22 protein-coding genes and 1 pseudogene are annotated in these 23,738 nt (G+C 75.6%); 9 read left to right on the forward strand and 14 right to left on the reverse strand.

Annotation, left to right across the window (positions count from 1 at the left end; genetic code table 11):
• Positions 1-5: 5 nt before the first annotated feature.
• From BLR12_RS06870 to BLR12_RS06885, 4 genes are all read right to left on the reverse strand, one after another.
• Positions 6-1,184, reverse strand: a complete 1,179-nt coding sequence (locus BLR12_RS06870; protein WP_091375352.1) for an FAD-dependent oxidoreductase — start codon at positions 1,182-1,184, stop codon at positions 6-8.
• 90 nt (positions 1,185-1,274) lie between these two features.
• On the reverse strand, positions 1,275-2,513 hold the full coding sequence (locus tag BLR12_RS06875) for an MFS transporter (RefSeq protein WP_091375355.1): 1,239 nt from the start codon (positions 2,511-2,513) through the stop codon (positions 1,275-1,277).
• A gap of 43 nt (positions 2,514-2,556) precedes the next feature.
• The gene (locus BLR12_RS06880) at positions 2,557-2,976 is read right to left on the reverse strand and encodes a cupin domain-containing protein (protein ID WP_091375358.1); all 420 of its coding nucleotides are present in this window, start codon (positions 2,974-2,976) and stop codon (positions 2,557-2,559) included.
• A 1-nt stretch (position 2,977) separates the two neighbouring features.
• Positions 2,978-3,298, reverse strand: a complete 321-nt coding sequence (locus BLR12_RS06885) for a putative quinol monooxygenase (RefSeq protein WP_091375360.1) — start codon at positions 3,296-3,298, stop codon at positions 2,978-2,980.
• A gap of 85 nt (positions 3,299-3,383) precedes the next feature.
• Between BLR12_RS06885 and BLR12_RS06890 the strand changes: the two genes are divergently transcribed.
• Positions 3,384-4,001: a CG0192-related protein gene (locus BLR12_RS06890; protein ID WP_091375363.1), complete on the forward strand. Its 618-nt coding sequence runs from the start codon at positions 3,384-3,386 to the stop codon at positions 3,999-4,001.
• On the opposite strand, the gene BLR12_RS06895 is transcribed toward BLR12_RS06890, so the two are convergent.
• Complete coding sequence (locus BLR12_RS06895) at positions 3,998-5,026, reverse strand: Atu2307/SP_0267 family LLM class monooxygenase (protein WP_091375365.1); 1,029 nt, start codon at positions 5,024-5,026, stop codon at positions 3,998-4,000. The genes BLR12_RS06890 and BLR12_RS06895 overlap by 4 nt on opposite strands.
• 385 nt (positions 5,027-5,411) lie before the next feature.
• Between BLR12_RS06895 and BLR12_RS24815 the strand changes: the two genes are divergently transcribed.
• From BLR12_RS24815 to BLR12_RS25115, 3 genes and pseudogenes are all read left to right on the forward strand, one after another.
• Entirely contained in the window at positions 5,412-8,108 is a 2,697-nt protein-coding gene (locus tag BLR12_RS24815) for an MDR family MFS transporter (protein WP_218120572.1), read from the forward strand.
• Positions 8,109-8,167: 59 nt separating this feature from the next.
• A pseudogene (locus tag BLR12_RS25505) lies at positions 8,168-8,332 on the forward strand (hypothetical protein); the annotation flags it as partial.
• Between the two features lie 74 nt (positions 8,333-8,406).
• On the forward strand, positions 8,407-8,529 hold the full coding sequence (locus BLR12_RS25115) for a hypothetical protein (RefSeq protein ID WP_255363393.1): 123 nt from the start codon (positions 8,407-8,409) through the stop codon (positions 8,527-8,529).
• Between the two features lie 33 nt (positions 8,530-8,562).
• Here BLR12_RS25115 and BLR12_RS25120 read toward each other — a convergent pair whose 3' ends face one another.
• Positions 8,563-9,117 (reverse strand): dihydrofolate reductase family protein, encoded by a 555-nt coding sequence (locus tag BLR12_RS25120; RefSeq protein WP_091375369.1) that lies wholly within the window; start codon positions 9,115-9,117, stop codon positions 8,563-8,565.
• Between the two features lie 58 nt (positions 9,118-9,175).
• The gene (locus BLR12_RS06920; protein ID WP_091375372.1) at positions 9,176-9,577 is read right to left on the reverse strand and encodes a DUF6221 family protein; all 402 of its coding nucleotides are present in this window, start codon (positions 9,575-9,577) and stop codon (positions 9,176-9,178) included.
• 73 nt (positions 9,578-9,650) lie between these two features.
• Between BLR12_RS06920 and BLR12_RS06925 the strand changes: the two genes are divergently transcribed.
• Positions 9,651-10,349 (forward strand): ABC transporter ATP-binding protein, encoded by a 699-nt coding sequence (locus BLR12_RS06925; RefSeq protein WP_091375373.1) that lies wholly within the window; start codon positions 9,651-9,653, stop codon positions 10,347-10,349.
• Between the two features lie 3 nt (positions 10,350-10,352).
• Positions 10,353-11,903 carry a DUF6297 family protein gene (locus BLR12_RS06930; protein ID WP_091375376.1) on the forward strand — a complete coding sequence of 517 codons (1,551 nt, stop codon included), beginning with the start codon at positions 10,353-10,355 and terminating at the stop codon, positions 11,901-11,903.
• A gap of 9 nt (positions 11,904-11,912) precedes the next feature.
• On the opposite strand, the gene ggt is transcribed toward BLR12_RS06930, so the two are convergent.
• The 3 genes from ggt to BLR12_RS06945 form a co-directional block, all read right to left on the reverse strand.
• The gene (gene ggt, locus BLR12_RS06935) at positions 11,913-13,721 is read right to left on the reverse strand and encodes a gamma-glutamyltransferase (protein ID WP_091375378.1); all 1,809 of its coding nucleotides are present in this window, start codon (positions 13,719-13,721) and stop codon (positions 11,913-11,915) included.
• A 96-nt stretch (positions 13,722-13,817) separates the two neighbouring features.
• The gene (locus tag BLR12_RS06940) at positions 13,818-15,383 is read right to left on the reverse strand and encodes an acyl--CoA ligase family protein (protein ID WP_091375381.1); all 1,566 of its coding nucleotides are present in this window, start codon (positions 15,381-15,383) and stop codon (positions 13,818-13,820) included.
• A gap of 175 nt (positions 15,384-15,558) precedes the next feature.
• Positions 15,559-16,956, reverse strand: coding sequence for a ferredoxin reductase family protein (locus BLR12_RS06945; protein WP_091375384.1), 1,398 nt, complete (start codon positions 16,954-16,956; stop codon positions 15,559-15,561).
• A 312-nt stretch (positions 16,957-17,268) separates the two neighbouring features.
• Between BLR12_RS06945 and BLR12_RS06950 the strand changes: the two genes are divergently transcribed.
• The 3 genes from BLR12_RS06950 to BLR12_RS06960 are packed head-to-tail and all read left to right on the forward strand — an operon-like array spanning position 17,269 to position 19,634.
• On the forward strand, positions 17,269-18,231 hold the full coding sequence (locus BLR12_RS06950) for an asparaginase (RefSeq protein WP_091375387.1): 963 nt from the start codon (positions 17,269-17,271) through the stop codon (positions 18,229-18,231).
• 28 nt (positions 18,232-18,259) lie between these two features.
• Positions 18,260-19,141, forward strand: a complete 882-nt coding sequence (locus BLR12_RS06955; RefSeq protein WP_091375390.1) for a polysaccharide deacetylase family protein — start codon at positions 18,260-18,262, stop codon at positions 19,139-19,141.
• A 4-nt stretch (positions 19,142-19,145) separates the two neighbouring features.
• Positions 19,146-19,634, forward strand: coding sequence for a hypothetical protein (locus BLR12_RS06960; RefSeq protein WP_091375394.1), 489 nt, complete (start codon positions 19,146-19,148; stop codon positions 19,632-19,634).
• A gap of 56 nt (positions 19,635-19,690) precedes the next feature.
• On the opposite strand, the gene BLR12_RS06965 is transcribed toward BLR12_RS06960, so the two are convergent.
• The 4 genes from BLR12_RS06965 to BLR12_RS06975 form a co-directional block, all read right to left on the reverse strand.
• On the reverse strand, positions 19,691-21,187 hold the full coding sequence (locus tag BLR12_RS06965; RefSeq protein WP_091375399.1) for an HNH endonuclease signature motif containing protein: 1,497 nt from the start codon (positions 21,185-21,187) through the stop codon (positions 19,691-19,693).
• Positions 21,188-21,340: 153 nt separating this feature from the next.
• Positions 21,341-21,682, reverse strand: a complete 342-nt coding sequence (locus tag BLR12_RS06970) for a hypothetical protein (protein ID WP_091375403.1) — start codon at positions 21,680-21,682, stop codon at positions 21,341-21,343.
• A 149-nt stretch (positions 21,683-21,831) separates the two neighbouring features.
• The gene (locus BLR12_RS23940) at positions 21,832-22,257 is read right to left on the reverse strand and encodes a hypothetical protein (RefSeq protein WP_143018719.1); all 426 of its coding nucleotides are present in this window, start codon (positions 22,255-22,257) and stop codon (positions 21,832-21,834) included.
• 180 nt (positions 22,258-22,437) lie between these two features.
• The gene (locus tag BLR12_RS06975; protein WP_143018720.1) at positions 22,438-23,205 is read right to left on the reverse strand and encodes a hypothetical protein; all 768 of its coding nucleotides are present in this window, start codon (positions 23,203-23,205) and stop codon (positions 22,438-22,440) included.
• Positions 23,206-23,738: the final 533 nt, after the last annotated feature.

The raw sequence follows: 23,738 nt of genomic DNA on the forward strand, positions 1-23,738 counted from the left end.
GGCCCTCAGGCGGGGACCGCGGGTGCGTCCCAGTCGACGGAGTGGGCCCGCACCCAGGCCTGCGGGTCCCGGCGCCGCAGCACGACCGGCATGAGCAGGTCGCGGACGACCCGGCCGACGGCGGGGGGCGACTTCGCGCTGCTGGTGCGGAAGCCCTGGGCGACGACCCGCTCCGCCCGCTGCCGACGCAGTCCCTCGTACGCCTGCAGGGCCGTGGGGAGCGGCAGGTCGCGCAGGCACCGGGCCAGCACGACGGCGTCCTCGACGGCGAGCGAGGAGCCCTGGCCCGCCGCCGGCGAGGTCGCGTGCGCGGCGTCCCCGATCAGCACCATCCGCCCGGCCGACCACCGGCGCGCGGTCGGGACGTCGTACGTCGTCCACCCGCGCAGCGGACCGGGCGTGGCCTCGACCAGGGACAGCACGGGCGACCGGTCGCCGCGGTGCAGGTCGTGCAGCCGGGCCCGCCACTCCGCGTCCGAGGTGGCCGCCACCTCCCCGGCCGACGGTTCGCGGGTCAGTGGCGGGTTGGCGAACCACCAGGTACCGCCGGACGGCGCCGCCAGGTACCCGGCGAACGAGCGCCGGCCGAACACCATGGTCAGCCGGCCGACCTCGGCGCCGGGCAGCACGTGCTCGGAGTACCCCGCCGTGTTGAGGACCGGGACGAAGCGGGGCGCCGCACCCCCGGGGTCGACCAGGGCCCGGACGGCCGAGCGGACGCCGTCGGCCCCGACGAGGAGGTCGGCCGACTCGACCGTGCCGTCGGCGAAGACCGCCGTCACCGCCGAGTCGGTGCTGCGTGCGTCGACCAGCCGGGAGCCGTAGCGCACCGTCACGCCCCGGCGCAGGGCCTCGGCGTGGATCGCCCGGTAGAGGTCCGACCGCCGCATCGACAGGCCGACGTCCCCGCCGGGGCCCGAGGTGGGGAGGGCGCCCAGCACCTTCCCGGTCCAGCTGCGGAACTCGATGACCGGCGTCGGGAAGCCCACCTCGGCGACCGCCCGCTCCGCGTCGATCGCCCGCAGCGCGTCGAGCCCGTTGACCTGCACGCCCAGCCACGCGCCGACGTCTCCCGCCGGGCCGGCGTGCGCCTCGTGGACGGTGGCCTCGATGCCGGCCCGCTGCAGGGCCATCGCCGCCACGGGGCCGGCGACCCCGCCGCCGACGACGATCGCTCGGGTCATGCCGACACCTCCACCGTCGCGTCCCGGGGACGGCATCTCCCCACACGCCGCCACCGGGTGCCACCCTCCCGCACCCGGAGGCTCCCCGCGCTACCGGTCGGACCGCTCCCCCGCCGGCGCCGACACGCTCGACGCCGGGCGGGCACCGCGCGCAGGGGGCTCGACGCCGGCCCGGGCCGGCCAGCCGAGCAGCGCGGCGACCGCCCCGAGGACGGCGACAGCGCCGAGCAGCGCCACGCACCCGCCCCAGCCGGCAACGTCGAACAGCGGCGCCGGGGCGACCGCGCCGACGCCCCCGCCCGCGTAGTAGCAGGTCAGGTACAGCCCGACGGCGCTCGACCGGGCCCGGCCGGCACCCGCCGCCGCCTGCGCGGTGGCACAGGTCTGGGCGGCGAACACCCCGGTGCAGGAGGCCGCCAGCCCGGCGACGACGGCCGGGGTCGCCGGCACCAGGGTCAGCGCCAGGCCGCCCAGCACGACCCCCGTGGCCAGCACCAGCACCACCCGGCGGCCGACGCGCGACACCAGCCGGCCGGTCAGCGGCGTGACGACGACGGCGACCAGGAAGACCGCGAACACCGCTCCGACCTCGGCGGTGCCCAGGCCGAACGGCGGCCCGGACAGGTGCAGCCCGGCGTAGGTGAACGCGCCGACCTGCACGAAGAGCACCGACGCGCCCAGCAGGCAGGTGCCGATCAGCCGCCGGTCGCGCAGCTGCCCGCCGATGCCGCGCACCCCCGCCAGCAGGCCGGGCGAGGGCCGGAAGCGCTGCTCCCGCGGCAGCCAGGCCGCGACCGCGCCCAGCACGAGCAGCAGGACGGCGGCCAGCGCGACGAACGACGCCCGCCAGCCCAGCGGCTCGGCGACCGCGCCGGACAGGAACCGGCCGAGGAAGCCGCCGAACGCCGTCCCCGAGACGTACAGCGCGTTGACCGCCGCGGAGCGCGGGCCGGCGACCTCTTCCGCCACGTAGGCCACCGCCACCGCGAACACGAACGGCACGGCCAGCCCCTGCGCCGCGCGGGCGGCCAGCAGCGCCGGGAGGGCCGGCGCCGCCGCGCAGGCGAGGGTGGCCAGCACCGTCGCGGCGATGGCCGCCAGCATCACCCGCTTGCGGCCCAGCCGGTCGGACACCGCCCCGGCGAACGGCGCGCCCACCGCGACGCCCAGGGCGGTGGCGCTCACCGTCCAGGCGGCGCCGGTCGCGGACACGTCCAGGTCGGCGGCGAGCGCGGGCAGCAGCGGCTGCGTCGAGTAGATCGTCAGCAGCGCGGACAGGCCGAGCAGGAAGACCGCGGCCGACCCGCCGACCGTCGTCCCCCGCGCCACCGGCCCAGCGCACCACACCGGGCCGGCGACGCGGGGGCCGGGTTCAGTGAGCGTGCTCCGGCGCGTGCGGGTGTCCGGACACCGGGACGACGATCGCCTCCTGGGTGCTGCGGGCCACGACCATCTCCACCGGCTCGGTGTCGCTGGCGTTCTGCTCCCAGTGCACGATGCCCGGCGGGATGAACACGAAGTCGCCGGCCCGGGCTTCCCGGACGTCGTCCAGCCGGTCCCCCACCCACCAGCGGGTCACGCCGCTGATGACGTAGATCGCCGTCTCGGACTCGCCGTGGTGGTGGACGCCGGTCTTCCCGCCCGGCTCGAGGACGGCGTAGCCCATCCACATCCGCTGCGAGCCGGTGATCCCGGCGGACACCGCCGCGAAGCGCTGCAGCCCGGGCGTCTGCGCCGTCCCCGGGTCGCGCTCCTCGGGGCCGACGACCCGCACGTCGAGGGACTCGGCCATCTCAGGCGATCCGGCGGAGCCGGTTGATGGTCAGGCCCTGCTCGTCGAGCAACTCCTCCAGCCGGCCGGCGAACTCGACCAGGTGCGGGGTCTGCAGGTGCGCGTCGAGGTGCGCAGCCGTCTCCCAGTTCTCGTAGAAGAAGAAGGTGCCCGCCTGCTCGACCGACTCGTGCAGGTCGTAGTTGACGTAGCCCGCCTCCTGGCTCGTCGGCTCGACCAGGGACGTCAGCGCCGCGCGCAGCCGGTCCTCCTGCCCCGGCTTCGCGCGCATGTGGGCGATGACCGTGAGCAGGTCCCGGCGGTCGTCGGTGGGGGTGGGCATCCGCGTCTCCTCTCGACCGGCGGCGTCCCGATCGGACGGCCGCCATCAGATGGTGGGACATGTACCACTGGCCTAGCGTCGACGCATGGCGATCATCCACCGGGCCGACCTGCGACCGTCCAAGCTCGAGCTGGTCGCCGGCTGGCTGCCGTCCCGCCCGTGGGGCGTCGCGGCCGGACCGGAGCAGGTGGCCGCCTACCGCTTCGACGACCCGGCCGGCGAGGTGGGCACCGAGACGTTCGTGCTGCGGGCCGGCGACACCCTGCTGCACGTGCCGCTGACCTACCGCGGCGCGCCCGTGCCCGAGCTGGCGGAGCACCTGGTGGGGACGACGGAGCACTCGGTGCTCGGCCGGCGCTGGTGCTACGACGCCTGCGCCGACCCGGTCTACCTCGCCGCACTGGCCGAGGTCGTCCTCACCGGCCGCCCGCAGGCCGAGGAGCTCGTCGTCACCGACGGGACGCCGGAGCGCCGCGACCCGAGCGCCCGGGTGACCGGCAGCGGGACGGCGGCGGGCGTCGGGCCGCTCGGTACCCCCGTCGTCGCCGACTCCGCCGACGCGACGACCGTGCGCGCCGGCGACATCGAGCTCGTCGTCCGCCGGGTCCTGGACGCCACCGCGACGGCTCCCGGTGCGACGCTCACCGGGACCTGGGCCGGGCAGTCCCAGCCGGTGCTGCTGGCCACCGCCCGCCGTGTCTAGGCGTCCGCCACCTTCGGGGCCACCGCTGTCCCGAGCAGCTCGATGCCGCGCAGCAGGTCCGCGTGCGCCAGCCGCGGGTTGGTCATCTGGATGGAGACGCGGTCGACCCCGCCGAGCTGCTCGGAGACCCGGCGCAGCTTGTCGGCCACGGTGTCCGGGTCGCCCATGAAGAAGGCGCCGTTCGGCCCGCTCGTCGCGTCGAACTGCGCCCGCGTCGGGTGCGCGAAGCCGCGCTCCCGGGAGATCTTCGCGAACATCTCGTGCCAGCCGGGGTAGATCGTGTCGGCGGCGGCCTGCGCGCTCTCCGCGACGTAGCCGAACACGTGCAGGCCCACCTGCAGCCGCGACGGGTCGTGCCCGGCCTGGGCCCCGGCCCGGCGGTAGAGGTCGACCAGCGGGCCGAACTGCCGCGGCTCGCCGCCGATGATCGCCACCATCAGCGGCAGGCCGAGCAGCCCGGCGCGGACGAAGGACTCCGGCGTCCCGCCGACACCGACCCAGATCGGCAGCGGGTCCTGCAGCGGCCGGGGGTGGACGCCCTGCCCGGTGAGGGCGGGGCGGTGCCGCCCCGACCAGGTCACCTCCTCGGAGTCCCGCAGCCGCAGCAGCAGGTCCAGCTTCTCCTCGAACAGCGAGTCGTAGTCCGCGAGCGACAGCCCGAACAGCGGGAACGCCTCGACGAACGAGCCGCGGCCCACCACCAGGTCGACGCGACCCCGCGAGATCAGGTCCAGCGTGGCGAACTGCTGGAAGACCCGGACCGGGTCGGCGGCGCTGAGCACGGTGACCGCGCTGCCGAGCCGGATGCGCGAGGTCCGCGCGGCCGCCGCACCCAGGATCACCGGCGGCGCGGAGTCGTAGTACTCGGGCCGGTGGTGCTCGCCGATGCCGAAGGAGTACAGGCCGACCTCGTCGGCGAGGGCGATCTCCTCGAGCAGGTGCGCCATCCGCTCCTCGGGACCGATGAGCCGCTCGGTCGAGGGGTCGGTCACCGCTGCGACGAAGCTGTCGACGCCGATGTGCACGGGTGTCCTCCAGGGGTCGGGGCCGCCACCGGCGACGGTCCAGTGCTCAACCAGTCAAGCAGGTGGGCCGACGACCTCCTCGTCCCCGTCGGCGTGGTGCGCGCGCAGGCACCCCGACCACCCCACCGACGTCGTCGGCGGCGACCGGCCGCACCTCCTCCTCGGCGTGTCCCCCCGCACGCCCCGGCGTGTTCCCATCCCTCGCGTCCATCGCGCCTGACGGGGGTTGCGCGGCTCCCGCACGGCTCCCCATGCTCCGCCGGTCCGGCACGACCTGCTTCCGATCAGCGTCTGGAGCCCGCATGCCGCCAGCACGAGATCGACCGGGGACCGCGCGACCCCCCTCCAGTCCCGGGCGCGGTCGGAAGGCCGCTCGAGGAACCGCATGAGCCGGCGCAGCGGCACCGACGGGACCGGGCACGCGGGGGGCGCCGTCCCCGGCTCCGCGGACGGCGTCTTCACCCACCGGCAGGTCCTGACCGTCCTGGCCGGGTTGATGGCCGCGATGTTCCTCGCGGCCCTCGACCAGACGATCGTGGCGACCGCGATCCGCACCATCGCCGACGACCTCGACGGCTTCTCCCTGCAGGCCTGGGCGACCACCGCCTTCCTCATCACCTCGACGATCTCCACACCGCTGTACGGCAAGCTCTCCGACGTCTACGGGCGGCGGCCGCTGTACCTGTTCGCGATCTCGGTGTTCATCGGCGGCTCGGTGTGCTGCGGCGTGGTGGACTCGATGTACCAGCTGGCGGCCGCCCGGGCGGTACAGGGCGTGGGCGCCGGCGGGCTGATGTCGCTGGCGCTGGCGATCATCGGCGACATGGTCCCGCCCCGGGAGCGCTCCCGCTACCAGGGCTACACGATGGCCGTCTGGGGCAGCTCCAGCGTGCTGGGCCCGGTCCTCGGCGGCTTCCTGGCCGGCCAGGGGTCCCTGCTCGGCGTCGACGGGTGGCGCTGGATCTTCCTGGTCAACGTCCCCCTGGGGGCGCTGGCGTTCGCCGTCGTCTTCCGCGTGCTGCACCTGCCGCACGAGCGGCGCGAGCACCGCATCGACTGGCCGGGCGCGCTGGCGCTGGCCACCTGCGCCGTACCGCTGCTGGTCGTCGCCGAGCGGGGCCGCGGATGGGGCTGGACCTCACCGGCGGCGCTGGCCTGCTACGCGCTCGGCGCGGTCGGGCTGGTCTGGTTCGTGCTGGCCGAGCGGGCCCACGGCGAGGACGCGCTGCTCCCGCTGCGGCTGTTCCGGGTCCGCAGCTTCACCGTCACCGCCCTGGGCAGCGTCGTCCTGGGCGCGGGCATGTTCGGCGGCCTGCTGCTGATCCCGCAGTACCTGCAGATCGTGCACGGCTCCAGCGCGACCGTCGCGGGCCTGCAGATGCTCCCGCTCGTCGCCGGGATCATGGCCGGCGCGGCGAGCTCGGGGATCGCGATCTCGAGGACCGGCCGGTACCGGGCCTTCCCGCTTCTCGGCACGGTGCTGATGGCCGCCGGCCTGGTCTCGCTGTCCCTCGTCATGGGGACCAACACCCCCTACGGGCTGTTCGTGCCGTTCATGGCCCTGTTCGGCGTCGGTGTCGGCTTCACCTTCCAGCCGGTCGTCGTCGCGGTGCAGAACGCCGTCTCCCCGCGGGAGATCGGCGTGGCCACCTCGTCGGTGGCCTTCTTCCGCCAGACGGGGGCCACCGTGGGCGCGGCGGCGTTCCTCTCGCTGCTGTTCACCCGGCTGCCCCTGGAGATCGACGGCGCCGTGCGGGACGCCGTCCGCGCCGACCCCGGCCTGGCGCCCGGGCTGGAGACGCTCGACGGGGTCGGCGACGACCTCTCCGACACCTCCTTCGTCCAGCAGCTGCCCGACGCGATCGCCGAGCCGTTCCGCGTCGGCTTCTCCAGCTCCGTCGACCTGGTGCTGCTCGTCGTCGCCGGGGTGGTGGCGGTCGGTGCCGTCGTCTTCCTGTTCCTGCCGCAGCTGGCGCTGTCCACCCAGTCCGGTATCCAGGCCCGGCTGAGCGCCGCCCGCGCAGCCGGCGCCCCGGCCGTGGCGGCTCCCCCGCCGCCCGCCGTCCGGGCGGCGGTGCGCCCGCCCCGGCGGCGCCTCCCCGGCACGGAACGCCTGGTGGCCGGCACTGCCGCGCTCGGGATCGCGCTGGGCCTCGGCGGGATCGTCCTGGGTCCCCCCGCCCTCGTGACCGGCGGGACCGGTGGGGCCACGACGGGGCCCGGGGTCGAGGCGCTGCCGCCTGTTGTTGCTCCGCCCGGCCCGGCTCCCGGGACGGGCTCGGACGGACCGGGCCTGTCGGCTCCGGACGGCGGCGAGGCCGACGGGACGCCGCGGTCGACGCCGCAACGGTCTGCCGCCGCACCCGGGGACGCTGCGGCGACCCCGCCTGCGCCCACCACGCGGACAACGGCCCCGGCGCCCATGACGGGGACGACCGCGCCCGAGGTGTCCGGCGGGTCCGGCGCCACGAGCACCGGTCCGACGAGCACCGGTCCGACGAGCGCCGGCCCGACGAGCACCGGTCCGACGAGCACCGGTCCGACGAGCACCGGTCCGACGAGCACCGGCCCGACGAGCGCCGGGACCACGGGCTCGGGCGTCACCGGCTCCGTTGCGGGTCAGCCCAGCGCCACGAGTCCCGGGACCAGCAGCTCCGCGCCGAGCCTGTCCAGCGCAGCGGCCGTTCCCGCGCCGGCCGGTACGCCGACGCCGACCCCCAGCCCCACACCGAGCCCGACCCCGAGCCCCACACCGAGCCCGACCCCGACGCCGACCCTCAGCCCCACACCGACGCCCAGCCCCACACCGACGCCCAGCCCCACACCGACCCCCACACCGAGCCCGACCCCCAGCCCCACACCGACGCCCAGCCCGAGCCCCACACCGAGCCCGACCCCGACGCCGTCACCCAGCCCCGCACCGACGCCGTCACCCAGCCCCGCACCGAGCCCCAGCGCGACCCCGAGCTCCAGCCCGACAGCGACCTCCGTCCCGACACCCACTCAGGGGTCGACGACCGCGCCGACGCCCACCGCGACCGCCGCACCGACGGGGACCGGCACGACCACGGCCACCCCCTGACCGTTCGGCGGCGGCAGGCACCCCGTGCCGGATCCGTCGCACCCCGGCGCTACCGTGCCGTGACCGAGCGCACACCCGTACCGACCAGGAGGTCCCGCGCCGGTCGACCCGCACATCGCCGGGCTGCTCGGCGTGCTCGCCGCGAGCGGCGTGCCACCCGTGCACGAGGGAGCGGCCCCCGCCTGTCGCCGCTGCACGCCGCCGACCTGACCGGGCTGCCGCCCGCGGTGGTCGTCACCGCCGAGTACGACCCGATGCGCGACGAGGGCGAGGCCTACGGCGCGGGGCCGGCGTCCCGGTGGAGGTCACCCGCTACGACGGGATGGTCCACGGCTCCTTCGCCGTGGGGGCGGTGTCCCCGGCGGCGCAGGCGGGCGTGGACGAGAGCTGCGCCCGCTCCGGGGAACTGCTGCGCTGTTGAGCCTCCGGGACCGCCGCCGCTCCGGGACGCGTTTCAGGCGGCGGCGTACCGGGAGTACGTGATGCCGCTGCGGAAGGCGCGGGACTCGACCAGCCGGAGCCGGGCCGCCGCGGTCCCGTCGGGGAACAGCCGGCGACCGCGGCCCTGCACGACGGGGTAGGCGAACAGCCGGTACTCGTCGACCAGGCCGGCGCCGATCAGCGTGTGGCAGAGGGAGATGCTGCCGGTGACCACGATGTCGGCGCCGGGCTGCTCCTTGAGCGCCCGCACCTGCACGACCGGGTCGCCGGACAGCACGGTGGTGTGCTGCCAGCCGGGCTCGGTGAGGGTCCGCGACACGACGTACTTCGGCACCGCGTCGAGGTAGGCGCTGATGCCGGTGGTGTCGTCCTCGCGCGCCGGCCAGTAGCCGCGGAGGTCCTCGAAGGTGCGCCGGCCGACGAGGAACGCGTCGGAGCGCTGGTCCTGGCGGTGCACCTCCTCGAGCAGGTCGGCGCCGTCCGCCTGGCCCTGCGGGTCGAACCAGTCGTCGAGCATCTCCACCGCGCCGTCGACCGTGGTGTTCTGCGTGATCGCGAGCGTGCGCATGCCGCCTCCCAGGGGTCGTCGCAGGAAGGACCCGCCGGGCGGGCCGGACTCATCGGCCTCAGGGGCGCCAGGCCGGCCGGTAGTCCGGGTGCGCGGCGTGCGGGAGGGCGAGCAGCGCCAGGGTGAGCGCGGCGAGCTGGTGCCGGTCGGTGGGCGCGAGCGGGAGGTCCAGCCCCTCCGGCCGCGCGCCGAGCACGTGCAGGTCCGGAGCCGCGTCGCGGCAGGCGAGCACCAGCCGGCGCCGCGCCGCGCAGTCGGCGAGCGCCCGCGCCGGGTCGTGGTGGGCGGCGTGCGCGGCGGCGTCCACCGGGAGGTCCCCCAGGAGGCCGCCGTCCCACTCCGGGCGGCCGGTCGCCGCCGCGGCGGCGGCCGCGAGCCGCTGGTCCTCGGCGATCCGGGCCAGCAGGAAGCCGTCGAGGTCGGGTTCGCCGTCGGGCTGCAGGCCGGGCTCGGCGTCCATGTCGCCATCCTCCGCCCGGCGCGGGCGCGCCGGAACCGGTCGCCGCCTCGCGGCGCCCTAGGGTGGACCGGCCATGCGGAACCCCATCGGATCGTTCGACCTGCTCGTCGCGGAGGAGCTGTCGGTGGGGCACGGCGGCACCCCGGTCTGCGCACAGGTGGACCTGCGCCTGGCACCCGGCCGCGCGCTCGCCGTCGTCGGCCCGAACGGCTCGGGCAAGTCCACGCTTCTGCGCACCCTGGTCGGCCTGCTGGAGCCGCTGGCCGGCATCGTGGCGTTCGACGGCTCCCCGGTGGACGAGCGGTCGGCCGGGTTCCGCCGAGACGTCGCCGCCGTGCTGGACGACGACGCGTTCTTCGCCTCCCTCACCGGCCGCGAGCACCTGCTGCTGACCGCGCGGGGCCACGGCGTGGCCGGCCCGGAGGACGCCGTCGACACGGAGGTCGCGGCGTTCGGGCTGGCCGGGCGGGCCGACGCGCTGCCCTCGGCGCTGTCGTCGGGCCAGCGGCGGCGGCTGGCGCTGGCGGCCGCTTTCGTCCGCCCGGCCCGGCTGCTGGTGCTCGACGAGCCCGAGCGCCGGCTCGACGCCGGCATGCGGGCCCGGCTGGCCGCCCGGCTCGCGGCGCTGCGGGACGCCGGCACGGCCGTCCTCCTCGCCAGCCACGACGCCGACGTGGTCGGGACGGTCGCCGACGAGGTCCTCGTGGTGGACGACGACGCCTGCCGGCTGCTCGACCCGGCCGAGGCCGCCGGCCGGATCGCGGAGCTCTGAGCCGTGGCGACCAGCACCCCGGTGGCGCCGCTGGACGGCGTGGCGGTGCGCCGGCAGACCCGCCGCGCGACGGCGGCCCGGGCGCGGACCACCCTATCCGAGCGTCTCGGCGAGGCCTGGGGCGGGCTCGTCTCGGCCGGGATCGGCGTCGCGGTCGCCGGGGGGAGCCTCGCCTCGCTGCGCGAGGAGGTCGCACTGGCCGGTGCGCCGGTCACTGCCACGACGCTGCCCGCCTCCGCCAGCTCCGCGGCGCTGGCGGTGCTCGCGGGGGCCGGCGCGGTCGTCGTCCTGGCCCGGCTCGGCCCGGTCAGCGCCACGCCCGCGGCGGCGGCCTGGTGGCTGCCGCTGCCGGCCGACCGGCGGGGTCTGCTCCGCGGGGAGCTCTCGCGGCTGACCACCGCGGTCGTCGCCGTCGCGGTGCTGGTGGCCCTGCCGCTGGTCCTCGGCGGGACGGCGACCCCCACCGTGGCGTCGGCGCTCGGCGGGCTGGGCTGGGCGGTCGCCCTCGCCGTCGCCGCGGTCGGCGGCACCGCGCTGCTGCAGACCCGCGGCCGCGAGCGCGGGGTGGCGCCGGCGGCGGGTGCGGTGGCGGTCGGGGCCGCGCTGCTCGCCGCGGTCGTCGCCACGGCCGGGGCGCTCGGCGCCCGGCCGCCCGATCTCCCGGGGGCCGGTGCCCCGCCGGGCTGGCTGCTCGCCGTCGCGGCCGTGGTCGCCGCCGCGCTGCTGGTGCGGGCCGAGCACGGCCTGGGCCGGCTCGACGCCGGGCGGCTGCGGGCCGGTGGTGCGACCGCGACGTACGCCGGCGGCTCGGTGCTGGCGCTGGACACGCGGAACCTGGGGCGGGCGCTGGCCGGGCGCGACCGGCCGCCGCGGCGCAGCCGGCGCTTCCGGCCGGCCCGCCGCCCCTGGCAGGCCGTGGTCGCCGGCGACCTCGCCGTCCTGACCCGGGGGTGGTGGCAGCTCGGCCAGCTGCTCGTCGCGGTCGCCGTCCCGGTGGTCGTCGCCCGGACCGAGGGGCTGGGCGCGCTGCCGCCGGCGGTGTGGGCCGGCTGCCTGGCCGGCTGGGGGCTGGCGGCGACCGCGGCCGGCCGGCCCGCACGCGAGGCCCAGGGCGCACCGGAGCTGGACCGGCTGTTCGCGCTCTCCGCGGCGGCGGTCGTGCGCAGCCGGGCGGTGCTCCCGCTGTGCGTCACGGCCGTGGTCTGCACCGCGACCGGGCTGCTGCTCGGCGTCGGCACCGGTGCCCCGGGCACCTGGACGCTGCTGGCGCTCGCCGTCGCCCCGGTCTGGGCAGCGGCAGCGCTGCGCGGGGCCTACCGGCCGGACCCGGACTGGTCCGGGCCGGTGGTGTCCACGCCGATGGGCGCGCTGCCGGCCGGGGTCGGCGCCACGCTGGTGCAGGGCGTGGACGTCGGGGTCGCCGGCAGCCTGCCGCTGCTCGCCGCGCTGCTGCTGGGCGGCCCGACGCCAGCGCTGGTCGCCGTCCAGGCGGTCTGGTCGCTGCTGCTCGCAGCGGCCGTGCTGGCCCACCTGGGCGGCCGGCGCGCGGGCTGACCCGCCGGGTCAGCCGTCGCCGGGGTGCACCACCCCGGCGCTGCCGCCACCGCGCCGCACGGCCTCGGCCGCGGCGAGCAGCCGCCCGTCGGGCAGGAACTCCACGCCGGTGGCGGCCCCGATCTCGTCGACCGGCGCGAAGGCGTGCCCGCGGGCGGTCAGCTCGGCGCCGTAGGCGTCGAGGAAGGCCGGCTCGGCGTCGGCCGTCGCGGCGTTGCGCTGGCTGGCCCGCGGAGCCGCGATCGCGTCGGCCAGGTCGGCCCCGCGGTCCAGCCGGGCCACGAGGGTCTGCAGCACGGTGGTGATGATCGTGGCCCCGCCGGGCGAGCCGAGGGCCAGCAGCGGCTCGCCGTCCTGCAGCACGACGGTCGGCGCCATGCTGCTGCGCGGCCGCTTGCCCGGAGCGGGCAGGTTCGGCTCGGGACGGGTCGGGTCGGCGGGGGCGAAGGTGAAGTCGGTCAGCTCGTTGTTCAGCAGGAACCCGCGGCCGGGGACGGTGATGCCGCTGCCACCGGTCTGCTCGATGGTCAGCGTGTAGGCGGCCACGTTCCCCTCGGCGTCGGCCACGGTCAGGTGGGTCGTGGACGGCCCCTCCGTGCCGCCGTCGCCGGGAGGTGCGGCCGGGGCCGGGCACGGGCCGTACTCGCCGTCCGGGACGCCCGCCGGCACCGGCTTCGGGGCCGCCCGGTCCGGGTCGACCAGGCAGGCCCGCTCGGCGGCGAAGGCGTCGGAGAGCAGCTCGGCCAGCGGCACCTGGGTGTAGGCGGGGTCGCCGACGTAGGCGTTGCGGTCGGCGAAGGCCAGCGCGCTCGCCTCCAGGTAGGTGTGCAGGACGTCGACCTCGGGGAGGGTCGCCAGCTCGAACCCCTCCAGCACGTTCAGCGCCTCGCCGACGGTCGAGCCACCGCTGGACGGCGGCGCCATCCCGTAGACCTCCAGGCCGCGGTAGTCGACGCGGGTCGGCTCGCGCAGCGGCGCCTCGTACGCGGCGAGGTCGGACTCCTCCAGCAGGCCCGCCCGCACCGGCTCGGCGCCGTCCGCCAGCGGGGGCTCCTGCGCGGTGCGCACGACCTCCTCGCCCAGCTCCCCGGTGTAGAGGACCTCGACGCCCTTCGCGGCCAGCAGCTCGTAGGTGCCCGCCAGGTCGGGGTTGCGGAAGACCGAGCCCACCTCGGGCAGCGCGCCGCCGGGGAGGAACAGCTCGGCGGACGGCGCGAAGCGGCGGAACCGCTCCTCGTTGTCGGCGGTCTGCTCGCGGAACGTCTCGTCGACGACGAAGCCCTCCGCGGCCAGCTCGGTGCCGCCCTGCAGCGCCTCGGCCAGCGAGAGCGTGCCGAACTCCTCGAGCGCCCGCTGCCACGTCAGCGGGGTCCCCGGCGTGCCGACCGACAGCCCGCTCGTCACTGCCTCCTCGAAGGGCAGCGGCTCGCCGTCCTCCCCGAGGAAGGCGTCGGCCCCCATCGCCTGCGGCGCGGTCTCCCGGCCGTCGATCGTGGTGACCTTTCCCGTCGCGGCGTCGTGGTACACGAAGAAGCCGCCGCCTCCGACGCCTGCCGAGTAGGGCTCGGTCACGCCGAGCGCGGCGGCGGCGGCGACCGCCGCATCGGCGGCGTTGCCACCCGCGGCCAGGACCTCCAGGCCGACCCGGGTGGCGTCGGGGTCCACCGTGGCGACCGCGCCCCCGGTGCCGACCGCGCGGGGCACCTTCTCCGGGGGCGGCACGGCGTCGCCCGGGGTGGCACCCGCCGGACCGGCCGGGGCGACCCCGGTCAGGACGGCTGCGGTCAGGGCGGTCAGGACGGTGCGTCGACGCGGCACGGGGACTCCTCGGGCGTCGGGAGGGTCGCGGTCGGAGGAGGCCAGCCTGCTCCTGGCCCGGCCGGCCCGCCCGTCGAGCCGGTGCGGCTCAGGGCATCAGCCCGCGGAACGCCCGCGCAGCTCGTTCTTCTGCACCTTGCCGGTGGAGGTCTTCGGCAGGTCGCCGTAGACGAACCGCTTGGGCACCTTGAACCCCGCCAGCCGCGACCGCACGAAGGCCGCGAGCTCCTCGTCGGTGACCTCGCTCCCGGGCCGCAGCGTCACGTGGGCCACCGGGACCTCCCCCCACGTCTCGTGGGGCTCGGCGACCACGGCGGACTCCAGCACGGCCGGGTGGGCGTCCAGGGCGCGCTCGACCTCCACCGAGGAGATGTTCTCCCCGCCGGAGATGATGATGTCCTTGCTGCGGTCCCGGATCTCGAGGTAGCCGTCCGGGTGGACGACCGCGAGGTCGCCGGTGCGGAACCAGCCGGGTCCACCGTCGGACCCCGGCAGCGTCGCGGCCGCCGTCGCCTCCTCGTCCTGGTAGTAGCCGAGCATGACGTCGTTGCCGCGGGCGACGATCTCGCCGATCGTCTCCCCGTCGCGGGGGACGTCGGTGCCGTCCTCCCCCACCACCCGCAACGGCTCGGCCACCACGTTCGGGACCCCCTGCCGGGCCTTGAGGTCGGCCTGCTGCTCTGCCGGGAGGTCGTCCCACTCCGGGTGCCACTGGTTGACCGCCACCGGCCCGTAGGTCTCGGTCAGCCCGTACAGGTGGGTGACGTCCATGTGCAGCGCGGCCATCCGGGCCAGCAGGGTGGGGGTGGGCGGCGCGCCACCGGTCTGCACCGAGACCCGCGGGGAGACCGGGCCGGCCTCCGCCTCCTCGGCGTTGGCGATCATGGTCAGCACGGTCGGCGCCGCGCTGAAGTGGGTGATGCCCTCGCTGCGCAGCAGCTGCCAGATGCGGGCGGGCTCCACCTTCGGCAGGCACACGTGGGTGGCGCCGCCGGCCGACACCGCCCAGGGGAAGCACCAGCCGTCGCAGTGGAACATGGGCAGCGTCCACAGGTACCGGCTGGTGGGGCCCAGCCCGGTGTGCAGGGCCATCGCGAGCGCCTGCAGGTAGGCGCCCCGGTGGCTGTACATGACGCCCTTGGGCCGGCCGGTGGTGCCGGAGGTGTAGTTGAGCGCCAGCAGCCCGTCCTCGTCGGCGCAGGGCAGCGCCAGGGGCTCGGCCGCGGCCAGCAGCTGCTCGTACTCGTCGTCCTCGCCGCCGGCCAGCACGACCGGGATGCCCACCGCGGCGGCGACCTCGGTGGCGGTCGCGGCGAACGCGGCGTCCGCGACGAGGACCGCCGCGCCGGAGTGCCGCAGGATGTACTCCAGCTCGGCCGGCTTCAGCCGTGTGTTGAGCGGGACCAGGACCGCCCCGGCCCACGGCACGCCGTTGTGCATCTCGAGCATCGTCGAGCTGTTGGCGCACAGCGCGGCCACCCGGTCCCCCGGTGCGACGCCGCGGGCAGCCAGCGCCCCGGCCAGCCGGCGGGAGCGGTCGGCGAACTCGCTGTAGGTGGACCGGCGGTCTCCGTCGACCACCGCCGTCCGCTCGGGGAAGACCCGCGCGGAGCGCTCGAGGAAGGCGGTCGGGGTGAGCTGGGCCGAGCTGAAGGTGGCCACCGGGTCTCCTGAGGGCGGGGTGCGGACGGTCCCCCCGGGGATTGCCTGTCCGGTCCCGTGACAACCGTCTCCCGCTCCGGCCGGTCAGGTCTGCAGCAGCGCCCAGAGCACGCAGAGGGCGAGCAGCCCGACGCTGACCACCCAGGCCGCGGACGCCGGTCCGGGGGTGCGCACCTCAGACCGTCCCGAACTGCTCGCTGTGCACCCGGTCGGCGGGCACGTCGAGCTGGCCGAGCGCGGCGCGCAGCGAGCGGACCGTCTCCTCGCGCGAGCAGACCAAGTACTGCAGCGAGCGGGCGTGCGGCGGCAGGTGGCGGGCCAGCAGCGCGGCGTCGATCCGGCCGCGCTCCCCCGCCCACTCCTGGGACGCGCGGCTCAGCACGTGCACCACCGTGAGGTCCAGCCGGCCGCGCAACCGCTCGAGCTGCCGGATGCCGGTGATCCGGTCCTCGCTGCGGTTGCCGAGGAACAGCCAGACCGGACGCCGGTCGCCCTGGTCGGCGAGCGTGGCCAGCATGCTGAGGAACGGGGTGACGCCGACGCCGGTGGCGAGGAGGACGTAGCCCATGCCGGGGTGGCGGTCGAGGGTGAACGAGCCGTGCGGGCCGTCGACGTAGACGGTGTCGCCGACCCGCAGCCGGCGGATCGAGCGGGTGAAGTCGCCGACCTGCTTGATCGTGAACTCCACCCGGGGGCGGAGCGCGCTCGAGGAGATCGAGAACGGGTGGTAGGTCGGGGTGAACGGCACCCGGCCCGGCAGGATCCAGGCGAACTGGCCGGCCGTGAACGACCACGGCCGGCCGTGGTGCCGGTGGGCGGGCTCCAGGCCGACGGTGACGCTGCCGCCGGGCTCGGGCCACAGCTCCACCACCCGCCAGGGACGGCGCCACAGCCGCAGCGGCCGCACCAGCCGGACCCACACCGCCAGCCACAGGAAAGCCGCGGCGTAGACGACCCACCCGAGGCGCACCCACGGCGCGCTCATCCAGTTGTCCACGAGGAAGGCGTGCACCAGGCCGGCCAGCACGACGGTCACGCCGAGCAGCGAGTGGAGGACGTGCCAGACCTGGTACGGGATGCGCAACGTCCGCCGCCACACCGAGGTGACGACCAGCAGCGCCAGCGCGAGCACCGACACCCAGGCGAACTGGGCCCGCAGCGGCGCGTCGGCGACGTCGAGCAGCACCAGGTGGCGGCCGTCGGCGAGGAACAGCAGCACCGGGTGGCCGAGCGCGGCCACGACGGCCAGCCCGGACACCTGCCGGTGGTAGCGCAGGACGGCGTCGATGCCGAACGGGGCAGTGGCGAGGGAGAACCGGGCGGCCAGCGCGAACTGCAGGCCCAGCACCGAGAGCGCGAGGAAGCCCAGCGCCACCGACAGGTCGACCAGGAAGCCGCGCCCGGGACGGACGGCGGTGAGGCACAGGGCCAGCGGCGCGACGGCGACCAGCGCGTGCAGCGCCGTCCAGGCCACCGCCTGCACCCGGGTGGAGGGCGCGGCCCGGCGGGTGACCGGGACCGGCACCTCGCCGGTGAGGTCGGCGACGCGCGGCCGGCCGAGGACCGTGCTCACCGACGGCGCCCGCGGCGCCGGTCAGCGGGGTGGGGCATGGGGGTGGTCTCCCGAGCGGTCGAGCGGTGGTGGGGACCCGCTCCGCGCCGCCGTCCGCCAAGCCCCGTGGCCCTCGCGGCAGCAGCCCCCCATGACGGGCGGTGTCCGGCCCAGGACTGTAGGTGAGCGGTTCGGGCGTCCGTCAAGTCAGGAACCGGCCGGTCCGCCGGATGCGCAGGTCAGCCGCGCGGGTGGGTTCGCTCACAGGCACCGAGGTGCGCCCGCCGGGGCGCCGTGGTCACCTGGGGCCGGCACGAGGGACGAGGAGGGGTCGTGGCACGGGTCCACCTGCTGGCCACCGGCGGCACGATCGCCAGCGGGCGCACCGCTGACGGGCTGTCGGCCACCACACCGGCCGCCGAGCTGCTCGCCGCGGCCGGGCCGCTGCCGGGCATCGAGGTGACCGTCGGCGACCTCACGACCGTGCCGAGCTTCGCCCTCACCGGCGCCGACGTGCGCGGCCTGGTCCGCGAGGTGCGCCGCCGCCTGGCCGACGGCGTCGACGGCGTCGTCGTCACCCACGGCACGGACACGATGGAGGAGTCGGCGTTCCTGGCCGACCTGGTGCACGACGACGAGCGGCCGGTCGTGTTCACCGGCGCGCAGCGGCCGTTCGACGCGCCGGCCCCGGACGGCCCGGCCAACCTGACCGACGCCCTGCGGGTGGCCGCCGACCCCGCGGCGCGCGGGCTGGGCGTGCTGCTGGGCTTCGACGGGCTGGTCTTCGCCGCCCGCGGGGTCCGCAAGCTCGACACGCTGCGCAGCGGGGCCTTCGGGGCGCCGGGGCGCGGACCGCTGCTGAGGGTGGCGGCCGGGGCCGTCGTCCCGCTGGCCCGCCCGCCGCGCCTGCCGGCGCTGCCGCTGGACCTGGACGCCGACCTGCCGCGGGTCGACGTCGTCGCCTGCCACCAGGGTGCGGACGACGCCCTGCTGCGGGCCGCGGTCGCTGCGGGGGCGGCCGGGGTGGTGCTCGAGGCGCTCGGTGCGGGGAACGTCCCGCCGCCGGTCGCCGCGGCGGCCGCCGAGCTGGTCGCCGGCGGCGTCCCGGTGCTGGTGTGCTCGCGCGTGCCGGCCGGGCCGGTCGCGCCGCTGTACGCGGGAGGCGGCGCGAGCCTCGCCCGCGACGGCGCCCTGCTCGGCGGCGACCTGAGCCCGTGGCAGGGCCGGCTGCTGCTGGCCGCCGCGCTCGCGCTGGACCCGGGGGACCCGGCACGGGTGCTCACCGGCCGGCTCTGAACACCGACACACCGAGAGGGGAACGGGCATGGCCAAGGAGATCTTCGTGTCCTTCGGCGTCGACATCGACGCGGTGGCCGGATGGCTGGGGTCCTACGGCGGGGAGGACTCCCCCGACGACATCTCGCGGGGGCTGTTCGCCGGCGAGGTCGGCGTGCCGCGGATCCTGGAGCTGTTCCGCCGCGAGGGGCTGACCCAGACCTTCTTCTGGCCGGGGCACTCGATCGAGACGTTCCCGGAGCAGTTCGACGCCTGCGTGGCGGCGGGGCACGAGATCGGCGTGCACGGCTACAGCCACGAGAACCCGATCGCGATGACCCGCGAGCAGGAGGCGGCGGTGCTGGACCGCTGCATCGACCTCATCGAGCAGCGGGCCGGACGGCGGCCGACCGGCTACGTCGCGCCGTGGTGGGAGTTCTCCCCCGTCACCAACGAGCTGCTGCTCGAGCGCGGCATCGCCTACGACCACTCGCTCATGCACCGGGATTTCGAGCCCTACTACGTCCGGGTCGGCGACAGCTGGACGAAGATCGACTACTCGCAGCCGGCCGAGACGTGGATGCAGCCGCTGGTGCGCGGCCGGGAGACCGAGCTGGTGGAGATCCCGGCGAACTGGTACCTCGACGACCTGCCGCCGATGATGTTCGTCAAGTCCAGCCCGAACAGCCACGGCTTCGTCAGCCCGCGTGACATCGAGCAGATGTGGACCGACCAGTTCGACTGGGTGTACCGCGAGCAGGACTACGCCGCGTTCACGATGACCATCCACCCCGACGTCGCCGGGCGGCCGCAGGTGCTGATGGCGCTGGAGCGGGTCATCGCGCACATCAAGGGCCACGACGGCGTCCGCTGGGTGACCTTCGACGAGATCGCGCAGGACTTCCTGCGCCGTTCGCCCCGCCCGGCCTGACCCGGTGTGCGGCGCCTGCGGCACCGGCCGCGTCGCCGCGCCGTGGGAGGACGTGCTCGCCGGCGCCGGCCCCGCCGAGCGGGCCGTCCGCGCGGCGGCCGCCGGCCGGCTGCTCAGCGCCCGGCGGATGCGCGTCACGCCCTGGCGCGGCGGCTACCTGCTCGCGACGCCGACCGGAGCGGCCCGGCCGGTGGCCTCGCTGCGCGAGCTGTGGGCCGCGGCCGGCCCCGTCTCCCCGCCGCCCACCGGGCAGCCCGGCTGGGCCCGCGCCGCGACGCCGGTCGGCTGGGACCTGCAGGCAGCCGCCGTCTGGATCTCGGTCGCCGCCCGGTCCGGGACGCTGGCGGCAGCCGAGCTCCCGGGCGGCGCGGTGGGGTTCGCCGCGGACGGCACCGCATCCGTCGAGCACCGCTCCGGGATGGAGGTCGGCGTCCTCGGCCCGGACCCCGGGACCGTGCTCGCCGACCTCCTCCACTTCGCGGCCCGAGGTTGACGCCCGTGTGCCCGGGTGGCTCCCGGGCACAGGCAGACAGACGCGTCCGCTGGCGGTCAGAACGGTGGCAGGTCGTCGTCCGGGGCGGCCCGCGTCGGCGGGGAGCCGGTGGTCTGCGGCGGTTCCGGTGCCGGTGGGCGCGTGCCGGGTGGTCGGGTGGTGCGGGTGATCCCGGAGGGGGTGGTGACGGTCAGGGTGCCGTCGGGGGTCATGGTGAACCGCCAGCCGCGGGCGAAGGTCTTGAGCCGGTGGTGGGAGCGGCACAGGCAGCACAGGTTGGCGCAGTCGGTCTCGCCGCCGTCGGCGTGCGGGAGGACGTGGTCGCGGTCGGTCCAGCCGACCCGCTGGCCGCAGGTGGGAAAGCGGCAGGTGCGGTCGCGGGTGGTGACGAAGGCGTGCTGGGCGGCGGTGGGCTCATACGCGTTGGTGGCCGGCGGTGCGCCCAGGACGGGGCAGCCGCAGTCGTCTGCTGGGTGGTCCCGGCAGCCGCGGCGGGCGGCTTGGGCCAGCTGCGCCGGGGTGGTGGTGGCCAGCAGCCGCCCGTCGGGGTCGGTGAGCGCGAAGGTCAGCGACCCGCCCTCGGGTGCGCGCAGCCCCAGCGCACCGATCCGGGCCAGCAGCTCGCGGAGGTGGGCGGCGGTGATCGGCAGCCCGGCCACCGACCCCGGGGTGTTCGAGCCGCCCTCCAGGGCGTCCAGCGCCGCGGTGACCGTGACGTGCGCGGTGGCCGCGGGCAGGCCGGAGTCGGCGGGGCGGCGGATCAGCCGGGAGAACACCTCGGCCCGCAGCTGCCCGATCGGGCGCGGATCGCCGTCGGCCTTGGCCATCCGGGCCAGCTGGTCGATCAGGTCGTAGCCCTCCGCGGCCTGCTCGGCGGGCAGCTCCGCGGCCAGCGTGGCCATCCCCTCCCGGGAGGCGGGGTAGACGCGCACGTCGGCCTGCCGGCGCGCGGCCTTGCGCCGCCCGTCGATGGCGGCCGCGTCCCGCTCGAGCAGCAGCGCCAGCGCCTTGGCCCTCAGTCGGCCGGTCGACAGCTGCCCGGCTCCGGGTAGCAGCCGGGACTCGATCGCCCGGGCGATCGCCGGGGAGGTGTGCGCGAGCACGTCGACCAGCACCTTGGCCCGCGCCTCGTCCAGGGTGCCGGCCGCGAGCGCGGCCCAGGTGGCCGGCAGGCTCTCCCGGTACACCCAGGCCCGGTGCGCCAGGTGCGCGGCGGTGCCCCGGCCGCAGTTGAGCACCACCGCCAGCTCGGCCGGGAAGAACTCCGACACGCCGGGCAGCTCGGTGTCCGCAGCCCACGACCCCTTCCGCGCACCCGGGTGCCCGGGCGGCGGGTCCAAGGTGTCGGGGGTGTCATCGGCCAGGCCCAGCACCAGTTCGGCCTCGTAGGCGGCGTCCATCGCCTTGCGCGCCTGCAGGCGCTGCAGCTCCGCGGCCTTCTCCGCCCGGGTCAGTGCGCCCACCGGCAACCGTTGCGGGGTCGGCGGCCGCTCCAGCAGCCGGCCGACCAGCGCGGCCTCGATCGGCGTGCGCACGGAGCCGGCTGACGTCATGACCCGAACATACGTTCGAGGTCTGACAGTTCTGGACGGTCGGACGTGACGACGAGGGCCTGCCCATGAAGTACGTGCGCTACCGCCCGCGTCCCTGAAGGCGGCTTTAGAGGCACCCGCGAGTCGCGTGGACAGCCTTTGGTCAAGAGCCCGCTAGCGCCGTTGGCGTCGGTGAGCCGTGCCGACGAGGACGGCGCTCGTGCTGAGGGCCAGGATCGCCGCCAGTCCGACGTAGGTCCAAGAAAGGGCCACGCAGACCGCCCACAGTGCGATGGAGGCGGCACTCGCCACACGAGGTGCCGTCGAGGCCGCCGTGGTGATCAGCACGGCCGCCGCCACGATGGACAGCGGCAGGGCGAGTAGGGCGAGGACTCCCGCGCCGATGTTCGCGCCGTCTTCCGGCGGGGTCGCCAGGATGGCGATGACGACGACCGACCACAGGGCATCGGCCACGACCGTGAGCGCGACACCAGCCTTCTGACCCGACGTCGTCATGGCCCTGTCCTCCGGCGGACGGGCGTCGGTGGCGGCACGTCGTCATGATCACCTGGGGCGGACCGCAGCACCAGTCAGGTCGCCTGAACGGTTGCCCCGCCGCTGCACGTACACGGGACGCGGCGAACGACCTGTCCCAGAGTGGGCCGCTATGAGTCATGCGGCCACGTCCCTGTGGGGGCGACATGCGGGCTGCCCAGCCTCTGCGCAAGTAGCCGCTTCAAGAGCCGCTTGACGGGGCCGGTGGGCCGACTCGGGTCCCACTGCTCCGGCCCCATCTCGGCGTCGGACTTGGAGAGCGTCAAGACGGTCACGTGATGGCTGGGAGGCCGCCGTTCGACGAGCGTCCACCCCAGAGCTTCCAGGTCATGGACTACGTCGGCCTCGCTGTCCCAGACGAGACCGCGCCAGCGGCGGCCGCGTGGGCCATGGAAGCCTCGTCGTCGTCCACCGTGAGCCAGTCGCTCGGTGCGCTCTGGACCGACCAACCGGAGACCCCAGGCCTCCGCTTCGCCGGTGTTCCTGCCGCGGGCGAGCGGCCACAGGAGGGCGAGCAGCGGCTGCTCGTCGCTCATGCGGCGACCATAGCTACGAGTACCTCACTGGAGGGCGCTGTCTACGTGTCCCGTAGTGGGCCGCTCAGGGCGTCCGCCTTGGACGACTCAAGCCGTACCGCAGGTCCCTTGCCGACTTCGGGCAGACCGAGATGCGTCCCACCAATTCTGCGTTCTCTTCGGGAGGTCTGCGATGAGGTGTCAGAGAACGACACACTGGTCGCTCGGGATGTCTCCAGCGGCGATCTCCCGCAACCGCTTCAGCAGCGCCTTACCCAGCTCCGTGGCCACCCAATGGGGTGTCGCCACGGGAACCTGCGGCGGCTTCTCGCCAGGAGTTGGATGCCTGGGCATCGGCCCGTTCCTCATCTCGACTATGGAACTGCTGGCGATCAAGCCGACTGATTCGAGTGTCTTGAGGACTGCGCTGAAGGCCGCGCCGAGCTCGGCGCCGCCGAGCGCGTACTGACTTACGATTCGCCCCGACTTGGTCTGCTGGCTCTCAATCAGGTCGAGTAGCCGGACGTGCGGTGCTTCGATTGCCGCAATGGCCTGCGCCAGAAACTGTTCCTCTTCCAGCACTGCCCGGTCTGTCAGTACATTAGCTAAGACCCGGCCGAGGAATAGCAACTTCTCGTGAGACTCGGTCGAGAGTGCGCCAATCAAGACGGTAGTCGTGACGTGTTCAAGCTCTGGCTCATCGGTCAGGCGGTCGGTCACTTCCGGGACGGCGATACCAAGGCACTCGGCTGCATGCTCAACTGGGACGGCCGTTCGCTGCCGCCGCCGCTCGCCCAGCTTGCTGGCCATCGCCTCGGTTAGGTCGACAGCCATCTGGCTCGCAGCCGAGCCGATCATGCCGCCGGCGGGTCCGGCGACCGCCAACCCCGCCGCGGCGGCAACGCCGGCGGCTCCTGCCCTAGCGAGCAACCCCACCAACTGATTTCCGCCGCCTTGGTCTTCAGTCATACGTGAGACGCTAGCGGCGACGTCCGATAAGACGATGTCACTGCGCACATAACGTCGCCCAGCGTCGTAGGGCGGTTGCAGATCGAGGCGCCCACAACTCCCCTGAAGTGGTTCGTTGTCGTACTGGCCGTGCGGTCGAGCGAGGTGCTCGCCCTGTCCCTGAGTGGGCCGCTCAGGGACAGAGGGCGGCCTATGGGACACCAGGACGTGCGATCGGCATGGTCGGTGACGCCCGGCCCGGCACCGTCGAACGGGCGGAGTCAAACTGCTCTGCTCCTCGCCGATCATGTAGGTGTGGCAAGGCAAGAGGTTCGTGGGAAGAAGCGCCCTTCGAGAGTCGCGGGAGCGCTCGTCTTCCTCGGGCTGGTCGTCGGCTTCTCGATCATCCAGGTCCTCTTGTTTGGAACGCCTGCCCCGCCGAAGGATCTGGCGGTCCTGACGGCAATCATGATGGTTGTCATTTCCATCTGGCTGGGGGCCGTACTCGTCTGGGACCGGATCATGCGGAAGCGCCGTCGCAATCGACTCGGTGG

The organism is Geodermatophilus sp. DSM 45219, assembly GCF_900104025.1.
In the GTDB taxonomy this organism is placed as follows: Bacteria; Actinomycetota; Actinomycetes; order Mycobacteriales; family Geodermatophilaceae; genus Geodermatophilus.